This is a genomic window from Nesterenkonia sp. AY15 (genome assembly GCF_022565855.1).
Classification (GTDB): Bacteria; Actinomycetota; Actinomycetes; order Actinomycetales; family Micrococcaceae; genus Nesterenkonia.
In genome coordinates this window covers 13,185-29,327 of sequence record NZ_JAJOYV010000004.1, presented here as the reverse complement: position 1 = coordinate 29,327, position 16,143 = coordinate 13,185, and the positions used below count along the sequence as shown (strand labels likewise).

The 16,143-nt window shown below is 67.5% G+C and carries 11 protein-coding genes; 6 read left to right on the top strand and 5 right to left on the bottom strand.

Features of this window, described 5'->3' with window-relative positions; all coding sequences use genetic code 11:
- Positions 1-99: 99 nt before the first annotated feature.
- The gene (adh, locus tag LSI54_RS07370) at positions 100-1,623 is read left to right on the top strand and encodes an aldehyde dehydrogenase (RefSeq protein WP_241464787.1); all 1,524 of its coding nucleotides are present in this window, start codon (positions 100-102) and stop codon (positions 1,621-1,623) included.
- Positions 1,624-1,659: 36 nt separating this feature from the next.
- On the top strand, positions 1,660-2,049 hold the full coding sequence (locus tag LSI54_RS07365; RefSeq protein ID WP_241464786.1) for a DUF779 domain-containing protein: 390 nt from the start codon (positions 1,660-1,662) through the stop codon (positions 2,047-2,049).
- Between the two features lie 22 nt (positions 2,050-2,071).
- Here LSI54_RS07365 and gdhA read toward each other — a convergent pair whose 3' ends face one another.
- The 4 genes from gdhA to LSI54_RS07345 all read right to left on the bottom strand — a co-directional run bounded on the left by gdhA (position 2,072) and on the right by LSI54_RS07345 (position 7,358).
- On the bottom strand, positions 2,072-3,430 hold the full coding sequence (gene gdhA / locus LSI54_RS07360) for an NADP-specific glutamate dehydrogenase (protein ID WP_241464785.1): 1,359 nt from the start codon (positions 3,428-3,430) through the stop codon (positions 2,072-2,074).
- A gap of 69 nt (positions 3,431-3,499) precedes the next feature.
- Positions 3,500-4,447, bottom strand: coding sequence for a sugar ABC transporter permease (locus LSI54_RS07355; protein ID WP_241464784.1), 948 nt, complete (start codon positions 4,445-4,447; stop codon positions 3,500-3,502).
- Position 4,448: 1 nt separating this feature from the next.
- A complete protein-coding gene (locus tag LSI54_RS07350; RefSeq protein ID WP_241475845.1) occupies positions 4,449-6,056 on the bottom strand; it encodes an ABC transporter permease subunit in 1,608 nt (535 codons plus the stop codon).
- Between the two features lie 3 nt (positions 6,057-6,059).
- Positions 6,060-7,358: a sugar ABC transporter substrate-binding protein gene (locus tag LSI54_RS07345; RefSeq protein WP_241478057.1), complete on the bottom strand. Its 1,299-nt coding sequence runs from the start codon at positions 7,356-7,358 to the stop codon at positions 6,060-6,062.
- A 284-nt stretch (positions 7,359-7,642) separates the two neighbouring features.
- Between LSI54_RS07345 and LSI54_RS07340 the strand changes: the two genes are divergently transcribed.
- Positions 7,643-9,370 (top strand): glycoside hydrolase family 13 protein, encoded by a 1,728-nt coding sequence (locus tag LSI54_RS07340; protein ID WP_241464781.1) that lies wholly within the window; start codon positions 7,643-7,645, stop codon positions 9,368-9,370.
- A complete protein-coding gene (locus LSI54_RS07335; RefSeq protein ID WP_241464780.1) occupies positions 9,346-10,392 on the top strand; it encodes a LacI family DNA-binding transcriptional regulator in 1,047 nt (348 codons plus the stop codon). The genes LSI54_RS07340 and LSI54_RS07335 overlap by 25 nt, the downstream gene beginning before the upstream one ends.
- Positions 10,393-10,465: 73 nt before the next feature.
- Here the strand turns inward: LSI54_RS07335 and LSI54_RS07330 are convergent, their stop codons facing one another.
- Positions 10,466-11,680 (bottom strand): MFS transporter, encoded by a 1,215-nt coding sequence (locus tag LSI54_RS07330; RefSeq protein ID WP_241471065.1) that lies wholly within the window; start codon positions 11,678-11,680, stop codon positions 10,466-10,468.
- Between the two features lie 96 nt (positions 11,681-11,776).
- Here LSI54_RS07330 and LSI54_RS07325 point away from each other — a divergent pair, with 96 nt between their 5' ends.
- Together LSI54_RS07325 and LSI54_RS07320 are read left to right on the top strand one after the other, a co-directional pair.
- A complete protein-coding gene (locus LSI54_RS07325) occupies positions 11,777-14,827 on the top strand; it encodes a DEAD/DEAH box helicase (protein WP_241475840.1) in 3,051 nt (1,016 codons plus the stop codon).
- The gene (locus LSI54_RS07320) at positions 14,820-16,103 is read left to right on the top strand and encodes a hypothetical protein (protein ID WP_241478056.1); all 1,284 of its coding nucleotides are present in this window, start codon (positions 14,820-14,822) and stop codon (positions 16,101-16,103) included. Before LSI54_RS07325 ends, LSI54_RS07320 begins: the two co-directional genes overlap by 8 nt.
- Positions 16,104-16,143 lie beyond the last annotated feature (40 nt).

The following is a 16,143-nucleotide window of genomic DNA, read 5'->3' as shown; positions in this document are numbered from 1 at the left end:
TCTACGCTGGGTGCATGTGAGGCACATCACAGCGTCGGCCGTGAATCTTCGGAACTCGGAGCGGATCGCAAGGCGCAGCGACATGGGAAGGAACCCGACATGACCATCTATGCACAGCCCGGCTCCGACGGGGCACTGATGAGCTACAAGTCCCGCTACGAGAACTACATCGGCGGAGAGTGGGTCCCGCCGGTGGGTGGCGAGTATTTCGAGAATCCCTCTCCGCTCACAGGCAAGAGCTTCACCGAGATTCCCCGCTCCAAGGCCGAAGACATCGACCTGGCCCTCGACGCCGCCCACCGCGCCGCGCCCGCCTGGGGCAAGACCTCGGTGGCCGAGCGGGCCGTGGTGCTGAACAAGATCGCAGACCGGATCGAGGAGAACCTCGAGATGCTGGCGGTCGCCGAGACCTGGGAGAACGGCAAGCCGGTGCGAGAGACTCTCGCGGCGGACCTGCCGCTGGCCGTGGATCACTTCCGCTACTTCGCCGGTGCGATCCGGGCCCAGGAGAGCGGGATCAGCGAGATCGACACCGACACGGTGGCCTACCACTTCAACGAGCCGCTCGGCGTGGTGGGGCAGATCATTCCGTGGAACTTCCCGATCCTGATGGCGGTGTGGAAGCTGGCGCCGGCGCTCTCGGCAGGCAACGCCGTGGTGCTCAAGCCCGCAGAGCAGACCCCCGCCTCGATCCTGGTGCTGATGGAGGTCATCGGAGACCTGCTGCCGGCCGGGGTGCTCAATGTGGTCAACGGCTTCGGCGCCGAGGCCGGCGCCCCGCTGGCCTCCAGCCCACGGATCCGCAAGATCGCCTTCACCGGTGAGACCACCACCGGGCGACTGATCATGCAGTACGCCTCACAGAACCTCATCCCGATGACCCTGGAGCTCGGCGGCAAGAGCCCGAACCTCTTCTTCGAAGACGTCGCCCGAGTCGATGACGCCTTCTATGACAAGGCGCTCGAGGGCTTCACCATGTTCGCGCTGAACCAGGGCGAGGTCTGCACCTGCCCCTCGCGTGCGCTGATCCAGTCCAGCATCTACGACGAGTTCCTCGAGAAGGCCGTGGCGCGGACCAAGCTGGTCAAGCAGGGAAACCCGCTGGACACCGACACCCAGGTCGGCGCCCAGGCCAGCAACGACCAGCTGGAGAAGATCCTCAGCTACATCGACATCGGTCAGCAGGAGGGCGCGGAGGTCCTCACCGGTGGAAACCGGGTGGACCTGGGTGGGGACCTCTCAGAGGGCTACTACGTGGAGCCGACCATCTTCAAGGGCCAGAACTCCATGCGGGTCTTTCAGGAGGAGATCTTCGGTCCGGTCGTCTCGGTCACCGAGTTCAAGGACTACGCCGAAGGCATCCAGATCGCCAACGACACGCTCTACGGTCTGGGCGCCGGGGTCTGGTCCCGCGAGGCGAACATCGCCTACCGGGCCGGCCGGGACATCCAGGCCGGACGCGTCTGGACAAACTGCTACCACCAGTACCCGGCCCACGCCGCCTTCGGAGGCTATAAGAACTCCGGGATCGGCCGAGAGAATCACCTGATGATGCTCTCGCACTACCAGCAGACCAAGAACATGCTGGTCAGCTACAGCGAGGACAAGCTGGGATTCTTCTAGGCGGAATGAGCAGGGGGAGAGGAGCATGATCACGCGATGAGCACTTCACGGATCGCCGTCACCGATGCGGCCGCGGCGCTGCTGGTCCGGCTGCGAGACAGCCACGGGCAGCCGCTGATGTTTCATCAGTCAGGAGGCTGCTGTGACGGATCGGCTCCGATGTGCTTCACCCAGGGGACCTTCCTCACCGGCCCAGCGGATGTGCTGCTGGGCCGGCTGGACCCTGGGACCCCGGAGCCGGTGCCGGTCTGGATCTCCCAGGCCCAGTTCCAGTACTGGTCCCACACGCACATCACCATCGATGTGGCACCGGGCCGAGGCGCTGGATTCAGCATCGAAGGACCTACCGGCCAGCGGTTCCTCATCCGTTCCCGGCTGTTCACCGATGCCGAGACCGAGGCGCTGGAGCCGGTGACCACCGGCTGAGCCCAGTGGACTCGGGGACGACTCAGATGACGCCCTGGGCGATCATCGCGTCGGCCACCTGGGTGAACCCCGCGATGTTCGCGCCGGCGACGTAGTCCCCGGGGACCCCGTACTCATCGGCGGTGCCGGCGCAGCGGGCGTGGATGTTCTCCATGATCTCCGCGAGCCGGGCCTCGGTGTACTCGAAGGTCCAGGAGTCCCGGATCGAGTTCTGCTGCATCTCCAGGGCCGAGGTCGCCACGCCACCGGCGTTGGCGGCCTTGCCTGGTCCGAAGAGCGCCCCCGCCTCGCGGAGCCGAGCGATGGCTGCCGGCGTGGTGGGCATGTTCGCGCCCTCGACCACCGCTTTGACGCCGGCCTTGAGCAGGAGCTGCGCGTCGTCGTCGTCGAGCTCGTTCTGCGTCGCGCAGGGCAGCGCGACATCGACGTCGTGCTTCTCGGCGACGGCCCATACCGGCCTGTCCGCGATGAACTCGGCGGTGTCGCGGTGGGCGGCGTAGTCACTGATGCGTCCGCGCTGGACCTGCTTGATCTCGCGCAGCAGCTCCAGGTCGATGCCCTTCGGGTCATGGACGGCACCGGAGGAATCGGAGGCACCCACCACGAGGCCGCCCAGGGCGTGGATCTTCTCGATGGCGTAGAACGCGACATTGCCGGATCCGGAGACCAGCACCCGCGAGCCGTCCAGGCTTCGGTCGGTGGCGCCGAGCATGTGTTCGGTGAAGAACACGGTCCCGTAGCCGGTGGCCTCGGTGCGCACCAGGGATCCGCCCCAGGAGGTTCCCTTTCCGGTGATGACCCCGGCCTCATAGCTGTTCACGATGCGCTTGTACTGGCCGAAGAGATAGCCGATCTCCCGGCGCCCGACGCCGATGTCGCCGGCCGGGACATCGGTTGAGGAGCCGATGTGGCGGTAGGCCTCGGTCATGAAGGACTGGCAGAAGCGCATGATCTCGCCGTCGCTGCGGCCCTTGGGATTGAAGTCGCTGCCGCCCTTGCCGCCCCCGATGGGCAGCCCGGTCAGCGCGTTCTTGAAGATCTGCTCGAACCCGAGGAACTTCACCGTGCCGAGCATGACCGAGGGGTCGAAGCGCAGCCCGCCCTTATAGGGACCCAGAGCCGAGTTGAACTGCACCCGGAAGCCGCGGTTGATGTGGACCCGGCCGGTGTCATCGATCCACGGGATGCGGAAGATGATCTGCCGCTCCGGCTCGCAGATCCGTTCCAGGATCGATTCCTCAACATATTCGGGGAACTTCGTGAGCACCCGGCCCAGCGAGTCGAAGACCTCCTTGACGGCCTGATGAAACTCAAGCTCCCCAGGATTTCGCGCGATGACCTGGTCATACACTGTGGCGATGCGCTGGCTGCTGGGGCTCATGGTTGTCTCCTCGACGATCACGCGCCCACTCCGGACGGCGAAACCCACCCTAGTAGACGCCGGCCGGCGTCACTTAACGCTGCCTGCGACCAGACCCGAGACGATGTATCGCTGCAGCGCCAGAAACAGGGCCACCGGGATGATCGCCGCCAGGACCGCTCCGGCGGCGAAGACGGACCAGTTCTGTGAGGTCTCCTGCGAGATGAACTGGTAGAGGCCGACCGCCAGGGTCTGCTTCTCCGGATCCCGCAGCAGCACCGAGGCGATGACGAACTCGCTGAGCGTGGCGACCAGGGACAGCAGGGCGACCACCGCGAGGATCGGGGAGACCAGCGGAAGGATGATGGTGAAGAAGATCCGCGCGTGGCCGGCCCCGTCGATCCTGGCTGCCTCGTCGATGGAGACTGGGATCGTGTTGAAGAAGCCGTACATCAGATAGGTGTTCACACCCAGGGCGCCCCCGAGGTAGACCATGATGAGGCCGATCTGGCTGTTCAGCCCGATGGCCGGGAAGATCTCACCGATCGAGAGCATCAGCAGGAAGATGGCCACCATGGCCAGGAGCTGCGGGAACATCTGCACCAGCAGGATGGTGATCAGACCGAACCGGCGCCCGGTGAAGCGCATCCGGGAGAACGCGTAGGCGGCCAGGGCGCCGAGCATCACGCTGCCGGCGGAGGCGCTGAACCCGATGAACAGGGTGTTGACGTACCAGGCGGCGAAGGGCTGCTGCGGACGATTGAACAGGTCCACATAGCTCTGCAGGCTCAGGTTCCCGAACAACGTGTTGGCCGTGATCAGCGTGCCGCCGGGGTTCAGCGAGGCGGAGAACACGTAGACCAGCGGGAAGGCGGCGAAGATGACGACGGCGACGCCGACCAGGTGGCGCCATCCGGTCTGGGAGAACCAGCGTCGGAAGGAGCGCAGGCGGGTGGGTGCGCGGGGCGTGGGCGTGCCGCGGGTGACTGGGTCGGAAGTGGGCTGGCGGGGGGTGAGCGTGCGCTGTGACAGGGCCATCTCAGTTCAACTCCTCAAGTGCTCGGGTGCGCCGGAAGGCGATCACGGAGATGGTGCCGACGATGAAGAAGATCAGGATGGAGAAGGCGCTGGCCAGCCCGTAGTCGCTCTGGGATCCGACGAACGCCACCTTGTAGACCATGGAGATCAAGATGTCCGTGGAGCCCACATTGATCCCGGCCTCGATGTCCCGGGGCCCACCACCGGTGAGCATGTACACCAGGTTGAAGTTGTTGAAGTTGAAGGCGAAGGAGGAGATCAGCAGCGGAGCGATCGAGACCAGCAGCAGCGGGAACTTGATCTGCCGGAACGCCTGGAACGGTCTGGCCCCGTCCATCTGGGCGGCTTCGGTGAGCTCCTCGGGGATCGACTGCAGCGCACCGGTGCAGACCAAGAACATGTAGGGGAAGCCCAGCCACAGGTTCACGATCAGGATGCTCAGCTTGGCCAGCCATGGATCGCTGAGCCAGGGGATCGATGCCCCGCCGAAGAGCACGTTGTTGATGAACCCGAACTCCTGGTTCATCATCCCGGCCCAGACCAGCGCGGAGAGGAATCCCGGGAAGGCGTAGGGCAGGATCATGATCAGGCGGTAATACTTGCGGGACTTCATCCGGGGGTCGTTGAAGACGATCGCCAGGAACAGGCCCAGGATGAACGTGGTCGCCACCGAGAGGAACGCGAACGCGAAGGTCCAGGCCGTGACGTAGAGCAGCGGTCCACGGATGGACTCCTCGGTGATGGCGCGGACGAAGTTGTCCAGACCCACGTTGACCCGCCAGCCGGGCATCAGCTGATCCCCGGCCGCGGTGACGAACGCACCTTCCCCGCCGTCGGTATACGTCTCTCCGCTCTGCGTGTTGGTCAGGGTGTCCGCGGCCTCGTCATAGACGAAGCGTGAGGTGTAGACATACGCCCGCTGCCCGTCCTGGGTGCGCAGCGCTCCGGCGTTGGGGTCGTCTGAGAGTGGAACAGCGAGTGTGGTCAGCTCCTGCTGCCGATCTACGAGCTCGGCGAAGCTCAGCACCTCATGGTCGGGCACCTGAACCACGCGATCGTCTTCGACGACGGCGCCCCGAACATCATCCAGAGGGGTCTCAGCGGACCCGAGAAGGACCTCGCCGGCCTCCGTGGTGACCGCGAATCCGAGCTCCCCGGAGCGTTCCACAACGGTGAGCTGATACGTCGGCGAATCCGGCACCCGGTCCTGGGTCTGGAGCATGATCGCGTGGATCGCGTGGTCCTTGGTGCTGTTGTGGCCGGTCCCATAGTTGGTGAAGGCGACGTAGCCGGAGTAGAGGATGACGAAGACCTGGAAGATCAGGAGGAACACCACTCCTGGGGCGAGATACTTCGCGGGAAGCGCTCCGCGCTGAAAGTAGATCCAGGTCAGGAAGGCACCGCTGACCACCACCAGAGTGCCGATGAGCCACCTCTCGTTGAAGAAGAGCACCATGGCGGCATACACCGAGGCGGCGTTGAGCAGCCCCAGCACGGTGATCTTCAGCAGCAGCAGCTTCCACCCGACGCCTGCGGCCTCGGCGGTGCGCCGGGCGCGGCGCCCGTCGGCGGAGCGGTCATCGGTTCTGGTGGTGGTCAGTGTGCTCATCGATCAGTCGATCGCAGAGGTGATGTCCTGGGACATCTTCTGCCAGAGTTCCACCGGGTCGCCGTCGCCCTTGATGATCGCGGCCTGGCTGGATCCCCAGTCGTCCCAGACCGCGCCCATCTCGGGGATCGCCGGCATCGGCACAGCCTCTGCACCGACCTCGCCGAATCCGGCGACGATCTCATCCTCGCTCAGGGCCTGGTCGAAGGACTCGGTGAGTGCGGGCGCGCGTCCACCGGTCTCGTAGAGCGCCGTCTGGACCTCCGCGGTGCCGACGTAGTTGATCAGGAAGTTGCTCGCGGCCACGACGTTCTCGCTCTGCGAGGACAGGAAGAATCCCTGTACTCCGGCGAAGGGCTGCGCGTCCTGGTCTCCGGCGGCCGGGATCGGATCCACCGCGACGTCGATGCCGGCCTCCTGCGCGCCGGTCACGTTCCAGGGACCGGTCAGGAAGAACGGCGAATTGCCGCCGTTGAAGCTCTCCTGCGCCAGGTCTCCGTCGATGTTGAGGTTCAGCACACCGGCCTCGCCCTGTTCCGCCAGCCAGCCGGCGAACTCTTCTCCGCCGGCGTCGGCCATGGTCAGCTGCGAGGAGTCGTAGCTCCCGTCCTCGTCAGTGCCGAAGACCGGGGCCCCGAAGGAGGTCTGGAAGGGGTAGAGGTGGTAGGGGTCGCTCTCGTTGGGGGTCAGGCCGACCAGGAACGGATATTCGGTGCCGGCCTCCTCGCCCATCTGGATCATCGCGTCGAAATCGGCCGGGGCCTCGGGAGCCAGCTCGGTGTTGCGCAGCAGCGCGATGTTCTCGATCGAGTAGGGGAGGCCGTAGGTCTGCCCTTCATAGGTCCAGGCGTCCACGGCGATCTCTTCAAAGTCACCTGCTGTGTCACCGAGCTCGACCGGGGCGACCACGCCGTTGTTCACCAGGACCCCGAGCCAGTCGTGGGCGCCGACGGCGATGTCGGGGCCTTCACCGGTGGGGACCTGGGAGACGAACTGGTCTCGGATCTCCTCGAAGTCCTGCTGCACGATCTCCACCGAGATGCCGGTGTCGGACTCGAAGTCCTCCGCCACGTCGGCCAGGACCTCTGCCCGGTTGGCATCGGCCCAGATGGTCAGGCTGCCGGAGGCGGCTGCTTCGCCGCCCTCAGAATCGCCGTCCTCGGTCTCTCCAGCCTCGGACTCCGTCGTCTCGGCCTCTGTCGTCTCGGTCTCAGCGGGATCGGCTGCGTCAGCGTCGGGGGAGTCGCCTCCCGAGCCGCAGGAGGTCAGTGCCAGTGCCCCCAGCCCCAGGAGCGCGGTCATCGTCGTGAATCTTCCGGTGTTCACCGTCATCGGTGTCCCTCTCTGTGAAGAAGCGGAGTCGATGACCCCGCCGTCCTGAGTGCAAGCGCTTCCAGTATGGGGACAGAATGTGATCCACGCAACCCTGAGCGGGCAGTCGGCAGTGAGGGGAGGAAAGGCCCTGTGGCCAGCGCTTATGGTTCATGATGCGATGTTTCTGGTGTGGCAGCCACTTTTTCAGGGCGGTGCAAGCGGTTGTGTGCCGAGGCTGTCCAGGTGGAAGCGCTTACATATATGCTGGAGACATGACTGTTCACCAGGACCTGCGCACCTCCACCTTCACCGCCGACGTCGCCCCTCGAGGAGCTGCGACGACCGAGGAGCATGGGACTGCCGCCGAATGGTGGCGCAGCGCAGTGATCTACCAGATCTATCCGCGCTCATTCAGCGACTCCACCGGCGACGGCATCGGGGACCTTCCCGGAATCACGGCCCGGCTCGGAGAGCTGCATGGTCTCGGTGTGGATGCGATCTGGCTGAGCCCCTTCATGACCTCACCGCAGAAGGATGCCGGCTATGACGTCGCTGACTACTGCGACGTGGACCCCATCTTCGGCACGCTGGCCGACTTCGACACCCTGCTGGCGCGCGCCCACGAGTTCGGCATCCGCGTGATCGTGGACCTGGTGCCCAACCATTCATCGGATCAGCACGAATGGTTCCGACAGGCCCTGGCCGCGGCACCCGGGAGCCCGGAGCGCGCCCGCTACATCTTCCGCGACGGCTCAGGAGCCCAGGGGGAGGAGCCCCCGAACAACTGGCAGTCGATCTTCGGCGGACCCGCCTGGACGCGCATCACCGAGCCCGACGGCACGCCGGGTCAGTGGTATCTGCATCTCTTCGACTCCAGCCAGCCGGACTTCGACTGGTCCAAAGACGAGGTCAAGGAGGAGTTCCGGCGGATCCTGCGCTTCTGGCTGGACCGCGGAGTCGACGGCTTCCGCGTCGATGTGGCCCATGGACTGGTGAAGGATCAGGACTTCCCGGACTACACCCCGGATGTCGACGCCGCATCGATGGGCGGCGAGGAGACCCCGGCGCCCTACTTCGAGCAGACCGAGGTGCATGAGGTCTACCGCGACTGGCGCCTGGTCCTTGAGGAGTACGAGGGCGACCGGGCGCTCTGCGGTGAGGCGTGGGTGTCCTCCGTGGAGAAGGCGGCCCTATGGGTGCGACCGGATGAGATGCACCAGACGTTCAACTTCCAGTACCTGGAGACCCCGTGGGATGCGGGACAGCTGCGTGGGGTCATCGATGACTCCCTGCACGCCTTCAACTCCGTGGGTGCCCCGAGCACCTGGGTGCTGTCGAACCACGATGTGGTGCGCCACGCCACCCGGCTCTCGCTGACCGGGGAGAACCCGCAGGGAAGCGGCATCGGGCCAGACCATCCGGGCCTGCCTGATCGGCAGACCGGTCTTGCCCGTGCACGCGCCGCCACCGCCCTGATGCTGGCGCTGCCGGGCTCCTCCTACATCTACCAGGGTGAAGAGCTCGGCCTCGACGAGGTCCACGACCTGCCCGATGCGGCCCGCCAGGACCCGACCTGGTTCCGCACCGCGGGAGAACGCTTCGGCCGTGACGGATGCCGGGTCCCGCTGCCCTGGGTCGCCGACGCTGACACCTTCGGGTTCACCGCAGGCGGCACGCCGTGGCTTCCCCAGCCGGAGCGCTGGAAGAGCCTAGCCCGGGACGTCCAGCGCGCCGACCCTGACTCCACGCTGAACCTCTACCGGCGGATGCTTGCACTGCGTGCGGAACACGATCTGGGCCTCGGGCAGCTGCGCTGGCTGCCCGGGAACGAGGGTTCCGTGCTGATGTTCGCCAACCAGGACGTGACGGTGCTCGCAAACACCGGAACGCAGCCGGTGGCGCTGCCCGCCGAGCACGACGTGCTGCTCGCCACCGCTGCGCTGAAGGGGGCTGAGGTTCCGGCCGACTGCACCGTGTGGCTGCGCCGGCACGCCGGCTGATGACGAGCCTGGATGATGTCGCCAAGGCCGCGGGGGTGTCCGCCGCGACGGTCTCCCGTGCGCTGAGCGGACGGGGCAACGTCTCGACTAGCACGCGGGCCAAGATCCTGAAGGTCGCCGCGGAACTTGACTACGTGGCCTCCTCCGCGGCGTCCAGCCTGGCCTCAGGCCGGATGCGCAATCTCGGGGTGATCATGCCGGAGCTGCACCGGTGGTTCTTCAACACCGTGCTCACCGGCATCTCCGACGAGGCGACCAGCGCGGGCTACGACGTGACCCTGTACAACGTCACCGGAGACCCCGAGGTGCGTCGAGAGATCTTCAGCGCCTTCCTCCGACGACGCCGGGTCGACGCCGTCGTCGTCGTGGCCCTGGAGCTCAGCGAATGGGAGGAGCTGGAGCTGAAGCGACTCGGCATCCCCGTGGTCATCATCGGCGGCACCTCCGGCACGCTGCCCGGCGTCGCGATCGATGACCTGGCCATCACCGAGCTTGCCGCAGCGCATCTGCTCGATCTGGGCCATGAGGTGCTGGGCTTCATCGGCGGTGCCGAACGGTTCGACGCCGACTACAAGGTCCCGAGCCAGCGTCGGGAGGGCTTCGACCAGGCACTCCGGCGCCGGGGCCTGCAGACCGACCCCGCCCTCATCGGTGAAGCAGACTTCACCATCCCCGGTGGCTTCCATGCGGCCCGCCAGCTTCTGGGCATGCCTGGCACCGGGATGACTGGACTCGTGGCGGCCTCTGATGAGATGGCGATCGGGGCGGTCCTCGCGGCGCGCGAGCTGGGGATCAGAGTTCCCGAGGACCTCTCGGTCGTCGGGATCGACGGGCACGAGCTCGGTGGGCTCTTCGAGCTGACCACGGTGGACCAGCACGCCCAGAGTCAGGGATCGACGGCGGCGAAGCTCATCCTCGCCACGGTCGAGTCAGGCGGCACACACCCGGAGAATATGGATCTGAGCTTCGATCTGCTGGTCCGGCGCAGCACCGCCAAGGCTCCGGGGGCGCTGCCCGTCTGACCGCGTGTCGCTGCGCGGTCGCTGCTCCAGCCCAGCGGCCCTCCGGGTCACTCGAGCCCTGCGGCCCTCCGGGTCACTCGAGCCCTGCGGCCCTCCGGGTCCGACGACTGGCGTGGACCGAATAGCGCGGCAGCCAGCGCAGCAGCCCTGCGCTTGCCAGCGGACCCATGGCGGAGGCCACCCAGATCCCGGCCGCCAGGGAGCCCAGCGCCGCCCCGGCGGCGAGGGTCAGCGGACCGGCGGCGATCCCGAGATCCTGCATCAGCCGCCAGGCGCCGAGGAACTGCGGGCGTGCGTCGGAGGGTGCGATGTCCGAGGCGATCGTCATCATCACCCCGGAACCCAGCCCGTTGCTGATGCCCAGCAGCACCGCCACCCCGGCGAGCACCGGCACCGAATGCGCCAGCGGCACCAGGGCCATGGCCAGCCCGAGGCAGATCATCGAGGGCACTCCGATCCAGAGCCGGCCGAATCGGTCCATGATCTTGCCCGCGGGGTAGAACAGCAGCATGTCGATGCCACCGGCGAGGCCGAACAGCAGCGAGATCGTGGTGGGGTCCAGCCCGATGTGCTCACCCCAGAGCGGAAGCACCTGCTGACGCGCCCCGCGGATGGCGCCGACCAGCATCGACGCCATCCCCAAGGTCAGCAGCAGGTCGCGGTGGGTCGCGATCACCTGGGCGAACCCGGCCCGGGCGACGCCGGGCGCGCGGGCGGGCCGGGTGTCGATCTCCGGTGCCAGCAGCACCGTGACCCCCGCGGCGACTGCAGTCAGCAGCGCCAGCGCGAACACCGCGCGCAGGTCTCCCAGGACGATCACCCCGGCGCCGAGGAAAGGTCCGATGAACTGCCCTATCCGATGCACCCCGCCCAGGGTGGAGAGCACGCGGGCGCGCTGATGCACCGGGGTCACCTCGGTCAGATAGGAGTGCCGCGCCAGGTGGAAGACCGCATTCGCGGCACCGACCAGAGCGACGGCGGCGCCCAGGGTGAGCAGGGACGGGGCCAGCCCTGCGGCCAGGAAGCCGAGCGCGGCCGCACCGGCGGCCAGCAGCATCGCACGACGATCGCCGACTCGGGCCGCCAGCGCACCGGCGGGCAGATCCGCGAGGATCTGACCCAGCGGGAGCATCGCGGCGATGATGCCCGCCACCGCGAGGGTGGCGCCCCGTTCCACGGCGAAGGGAGCCAGGATCGGGATCATGGCACCGGCGCCGACGCTGAAGATGAACGCCGGCAGCAGCGCCCCCAGCAGGATCTGTCGCCGGGGAGAGGGAGCCGTGGTCATCGCTGCAGTCTAGCCAGCTCGCGGGGCCCGGGATGAGCTGACGGAGGCGGAGATGCCACGTGAAGTCGAGCCGGCGCGATGTCATAGGCTGGAAGCATGAGTTCACCGGCCGAGCGCTACGCACAGTCACGTCGACGAGCAGCGGAGGCCAAGACTGAGCTCGGGGTCTTCCGCCAGGCTCAGGCCTTCGACCTCGATGACTTCCAGGTCCAGGCCTGTCAGCACCTGGAAGCAGGACGGGCCGTGCTGGTCGCGGCCCCGACCGGGGCGGGCAAGACCATCGTCGGCGAGTTCGCCGTCCACCTCGGCCTGGCCCACAACACCAAGACGTTCTACACGACGCCGATCAAGGCGCTCTCGAACCAGAAGTATCAGGAGCTGGTGGAGGTCCACGGCACCGACAAGGTGGGTCTGCTCACCGGGGACACCTCGATCAACTCCGAGGCGCAGATCGTGGTGATGACCACCGAGGTGCTGCGCAACATGCTCTACCAGGACTCCGCGACGCTGCGGGATCTGGGCTACGTCGTGATGGACGAGGTCCACTACCTGGCCGACCGTTTCCGCGGCGCCGTCTGGGAGGAAGTCATCATCCACCTCCCTGAGCACGTCCAGGTCGTCGCTCTCTCGGCCACGGTCTCCAACGCTGAAGAGTTCGGCGCCTGGTTGGACACGGTGCGCGGGGAGACCTCGGTGGTGGTCTCCGAGCACCGTCCCGTGCCGCTGTGGCAGCACATGTTCGTGGACAACGAGCTGCACGATCTCTTCATCTACGAGGAGGACGACGACGCGCCGACGCTGGTCAACCCCGAGCTGCAGCGCCTCGCGCATCAGAGCGAAGGGCCCAGTTCCCGGCGCAGCGGCGGAAACCGGTCTCGCGGAAACGGCCGGGGACCCGGTCGAGGTCCGGGTCGCGGCGCGGTTCGCGGCTCTGGCAAGGGCGGACCGGGCGGCGGCCCCCGCCAGGAGCTGCGCAGCAGCGCCTCCTCCAGCCGAGGCGGGGCCGGCAGCCGCGGCGGCGCGGGGACCTCGGGCGCCTCCGGGATCTCCGGATCCGGCGCCGGGCGCCCGCGGCTGAACCGGCCCAAGATGATCCGGGCTCTCGACCGCGACGGTCTGCTCCCCTGCATCGGGTTCATCTTCTCCCGAGTGGGCTGTGAGGCCGCTGTGGAGCAGTGCCTGAACGCCGGCATCGTGCTGACCACCCGGGAAGAGGCCGCCGAGATCACTTCCCGGGTCGAGCAGATGGGCTGGGACCTCCCGGCCGAGGACCTCGCCATCCTGGGCTTCGAGAGCTTCCGTGAGGCGCTCATCAACGGGGTCGCCGCGCACCACGCCGGCATGCTCCCACCCTTCAAAGAGCTCGTCGAGGCGCTCTACGCCGAGGGGCTGCTCAAGGTGGTCTTCGCCACCGAGACCCTGGCGCTGGGGATCAACATGCCCGCCCGGACCGTGGTCCTGGAGAAGCTGGACAAGTTCAACGGCGAATCCCACGTCGATGTCACGCCGGGGGAGTACACACAGCTCACCGGCCGTGCCGGACGGCGCGGAATCGACGTGGAAGGCCACGCCGTCGTCGTCTGGCAGCCGGGCATGGATCCGCGGCAGGTCGCGGGACTCGCCTCCAAGCGGACCTACCCGCTGAACTCCAGCTTCAAGCCCTCCTACAACATGGCGGTGAATCTCACCGCCCAGTTCGGACGACGACGCGCGCGCACCATTCTGGAATCCTCCTTCGCCCAATTCCAGGCCGACCGCTCGGTGGTCGGCGTCGCCCGGGATGTGGCGAAGCGGGAATCCTCCATGGCCGGCTATGAGGAGGCGATGGCCTGCCATCTGGGGGACTTCCGCGAATATGCCGCACTGCGCCGCAGACTCGGTGAGGCGGAGAAGGACCAGGCCAAGGCGCGCCAGCGGCAGCGTCGACGCGAGATCATCCGGGTCCTCGCGGCGCTTCAGCCGGGCGACGTCATCGAGGTCGGCGGCAAGCGCGGCTTCGGAGAGTCCCTGGTGGTCCACAGTGCGCCCGAACATGACCCCCGGCCCGGAGTGATCACCGCCGACGGCAAGTTCCGCAATGTCACCGCCGAGGACTTCGCCCAGCCGCCCGAGGTCATCTCCAGCGTCCGGCTCCCGCGCAAGCCCCAGGTCAAGGTGCCAAAGGTGCGCCGGGACCTCGCCTCCTCGATGCGTGCTGCGATGCACGAGCGGGTGCCGCCGCGGTCCAACGCGCCCACCCCCGGTTTCGGCTTCCGCGAGGAGGAGACCGAGGCGGAGTCGCTGGAGCAGCTGCAGAGCGCTCTGCAGCGCCACCCCTGTCATGGCTGCAGCGAGCGTGAGGACCACGCCCGCTGGGCCGAGCGCGCATGGAAGCTGCAGCGCGAGATCGATCAGCTCAAGCTGAAGATCGACCGCCGCACCGGCTCCATCGCCAAGACCTTCGACCGGGTCTGCGGGGTCCTGCATGAGCTCGGACACATGGAGGCGGTGGACCCGGAGCTGATGCCACACGTCCCGCCGGCAGACCCGGGACAGCTGATCTCCGTCGAGCCGGCGCTTCAGCGTCCGGGATTCACCGCGGAGGAGTGGTTCGCCACGGAATTCGCGGTGACCGATCGCGGACAGCAGCTGCGCCGCATCTACGGCGAGCGAGACCTGTTCACCGGGCTGCTCATGGAGCGCGGAGTCCTCTCCGGGCTCACCGCGCAGGAACTGGCCGCCTTCGTCACGGTGCTGGTCTACCAGGCCAAACGCGAAGATGAGGGGGCCATGCCGGTGATGCCGACGAAGCGCCTGGCCCAGGCTGCGCGGACCGGGATTGAGGTTCACGCTGAACTTGAAGCTCTGGAGAAGCGTCATCACCTGGAACCCACCGCCGCCCCGGAGCTTGGCCTGGTGCTGCCCATGTACGCCTGGGCGGACGGCCAGAGTCTGCGCAGCGCGCTGGACGACTCGCCGCTGGCCGCAGGAGACTTCGTGCGCTGGACCAAACAATGCATCGACACCCTGGATCAGCTGAGCAAGATCCCACATACCCCGGCCAAGCTCTCGGCGCGCTGTCATGAGGCAGTGCAGCTGATCGGCCGGGGAGTGGTGGCATACTCCTCGGTGGCCTATCAGAACCTGGAGGAGCCAACTGATGACTAGCACCGGTGCCGCGCACCCGCCGCGACTGCTGACCAACGGCACGATCCATTCCCCTTCTGAGCCCTACGCAGACGCGATGCTGGTCGAGGACGGACTGATCGCCTGGGTCGGCTCTGACGAGACCGCCGCAGAGCGCAAGGACGCCGACCTGGTCATCCAGGACCTGGACCGGGCCCTGGTGGCGCCCGCCTTCGTGGGCTGGGTGGACCTCGATGCCGCCGAACATGCCGCCGAACATGCCGCCGGAGATGCTGCAGCTGACGCGGCGCCCGGCACCGCCGGCGTCGGCTCCTGGGGCACCCGGATCGCTGCGGCGCTGGACGCGGCGGCAGCCCTGGGCTGCGGCGCCGTGCGGCTGAACATCGAACTGCCGGTGCCCGCGCTGAGCGAGGCCGAGGTGGCCCAGGAGTTGTTGAACACCGCATTCAGGGCCGCCGCGGAGCACCGGGTTCGCGCCTACCCGGTGCTCACGCTCACCGGGCTCGCCGAATCCGGCGTGGCTGACCGGCTGGACGCCGTGCGGGCCGCCGCGGAGCTGCTCCGCACCGTGGATGCGATACTCGGCCGCCCTGCGGCGCTGCAGCTCCCCGCTGAGGACGTGCTGGAACAGCTGCTGAGCATCAGACTCGCAGCCGCGCTGGCCCAGCGTCAGCTCATCCTGCGCATGAGTCAGAACATCACCCCGGCCACCATGGTGGCGGCCCTGGTGGATTCCACCGGCGAGATGCGCGCCAAGCGGCAGAGTCCACCAGGTGGGCTGCCCACGGTGCTCCACGGCTTCGACTCCGCGTCCCGGGAGGAATGGGAGTCGCTGCTGAACACCGGCGTGCAGGTGGTGCTGCGCGGTCGCGGCCACCTGGCCACCGCACTGAGCGTCGGCGTTCCGGTCAGCGCCGTCGCCGAGGCAGGACAGAGCCCCTGGGCAGCGGTGAGCGCACACGTCCACCACGAGAGCGATCCGGTCTCGGTGCGGGCGGGGTTCAACGCGCAGACTCGCGGCGCCTACCGGTCGCTGCCCGAGTCCAGCGGCACACCCGCCACCTCGGCGCAGCTGGACCCTGGGGCCCGGGCCACCTACGCCATCTGGGAGGTGGACTCGTTGGCGGTGCAGACCCCTGATTCGCGGACCGCGGCGTGGAGCACCGATGTGCGGGCCCGGACCCCGCTGCTGCCCTATCTCGACGGCGCGACCCTGCCCACGCTGATCTCCACTGTGATCGACGGCGTCGAGGTGACTCATCCTGTCGCTCGATCCGGCGCTGGAGCCCAGGCCTGAGCGCCAGCACGTGACCGTAGACTGTCCTCGACCCTCCACC

What these genes read in the sequence shown, in the direction of transcription:
- LSI54_RS07325 (WP_241475840.1), top strand. Translation starts at nt 11,777, where the DNA reads ATGAGTTCACCGGCCGAGCGCTACGCACAGTCACGTCGACGAGCAGCG.
- LSI54_RS07355 (WP_241464784.1), bottom strand. Translation starts at nt 4,447, where the DNA reads ATGGCCCTGTCACAGCGCACGCTCACCCCCCGCCAGCCCACTTCCGAC.
- LSI54_RS07350 (WP_241475845.1), bottom strand. Translation starts at nt 6,056, where the DNA reads ATGAGCACACTGACCACCACCAGAACCGATGACCGCTCCGCCGACGGG.
- gdhA (WP_241464785.1), bottom strand. Translation starts at nt 3,430, where the DNA reads ATGAGCCCCAGCAGCCAGCGCATCGCCACAGTGTATGACCAGGTCATC.
- adh (WP_241464787.1), top strand. Translation starts at nt 100, where the DNA reads ATGACCATCTATGCACAGCCCGGCTCCGACGGGGCACTGATGAGCTAC.
- LSI54_RS07345 (WP_241478057.1), bottom strand. Translation starts at nt 7,358, where the DNA reads ATGACCGCGCTCCTGGGGCTGGGGGCACTGGCACTGACCTCCTGCGGC.
- LSI54_RS07330 (WP_241471065.1), bottom strand. Translation starts at nt 11,680, where the DNA reads ATGACCACGGCTCCCTCTCCCCGGCGACAGATCCTGCTGGGGGCGCTG.
- LSI54_RS07340 (WP_241464781.1), top strand. Translation starts at nt 7,643, where the DNA reads ATGACTGTTCACCAGGACCTGCGCACCTCCACCTTCACCGCCGACGTC.
- LSI54_RS07320 (WP_241478056.1), top strand. Translation starts at nt 14,820, where the DNA reads ATGACTAGCACCGGTGCCGCGCACCCGCCGCGACTGCTGACCAACGGC.
- LSI54_RS07365 (WP_241464786.1), top strand. Translation starts at nt 1,660, where the DNA reads ATGAGCACTTCACGGATCGCCGTCACCGATGCGGCCGCGGCGCTGCTG.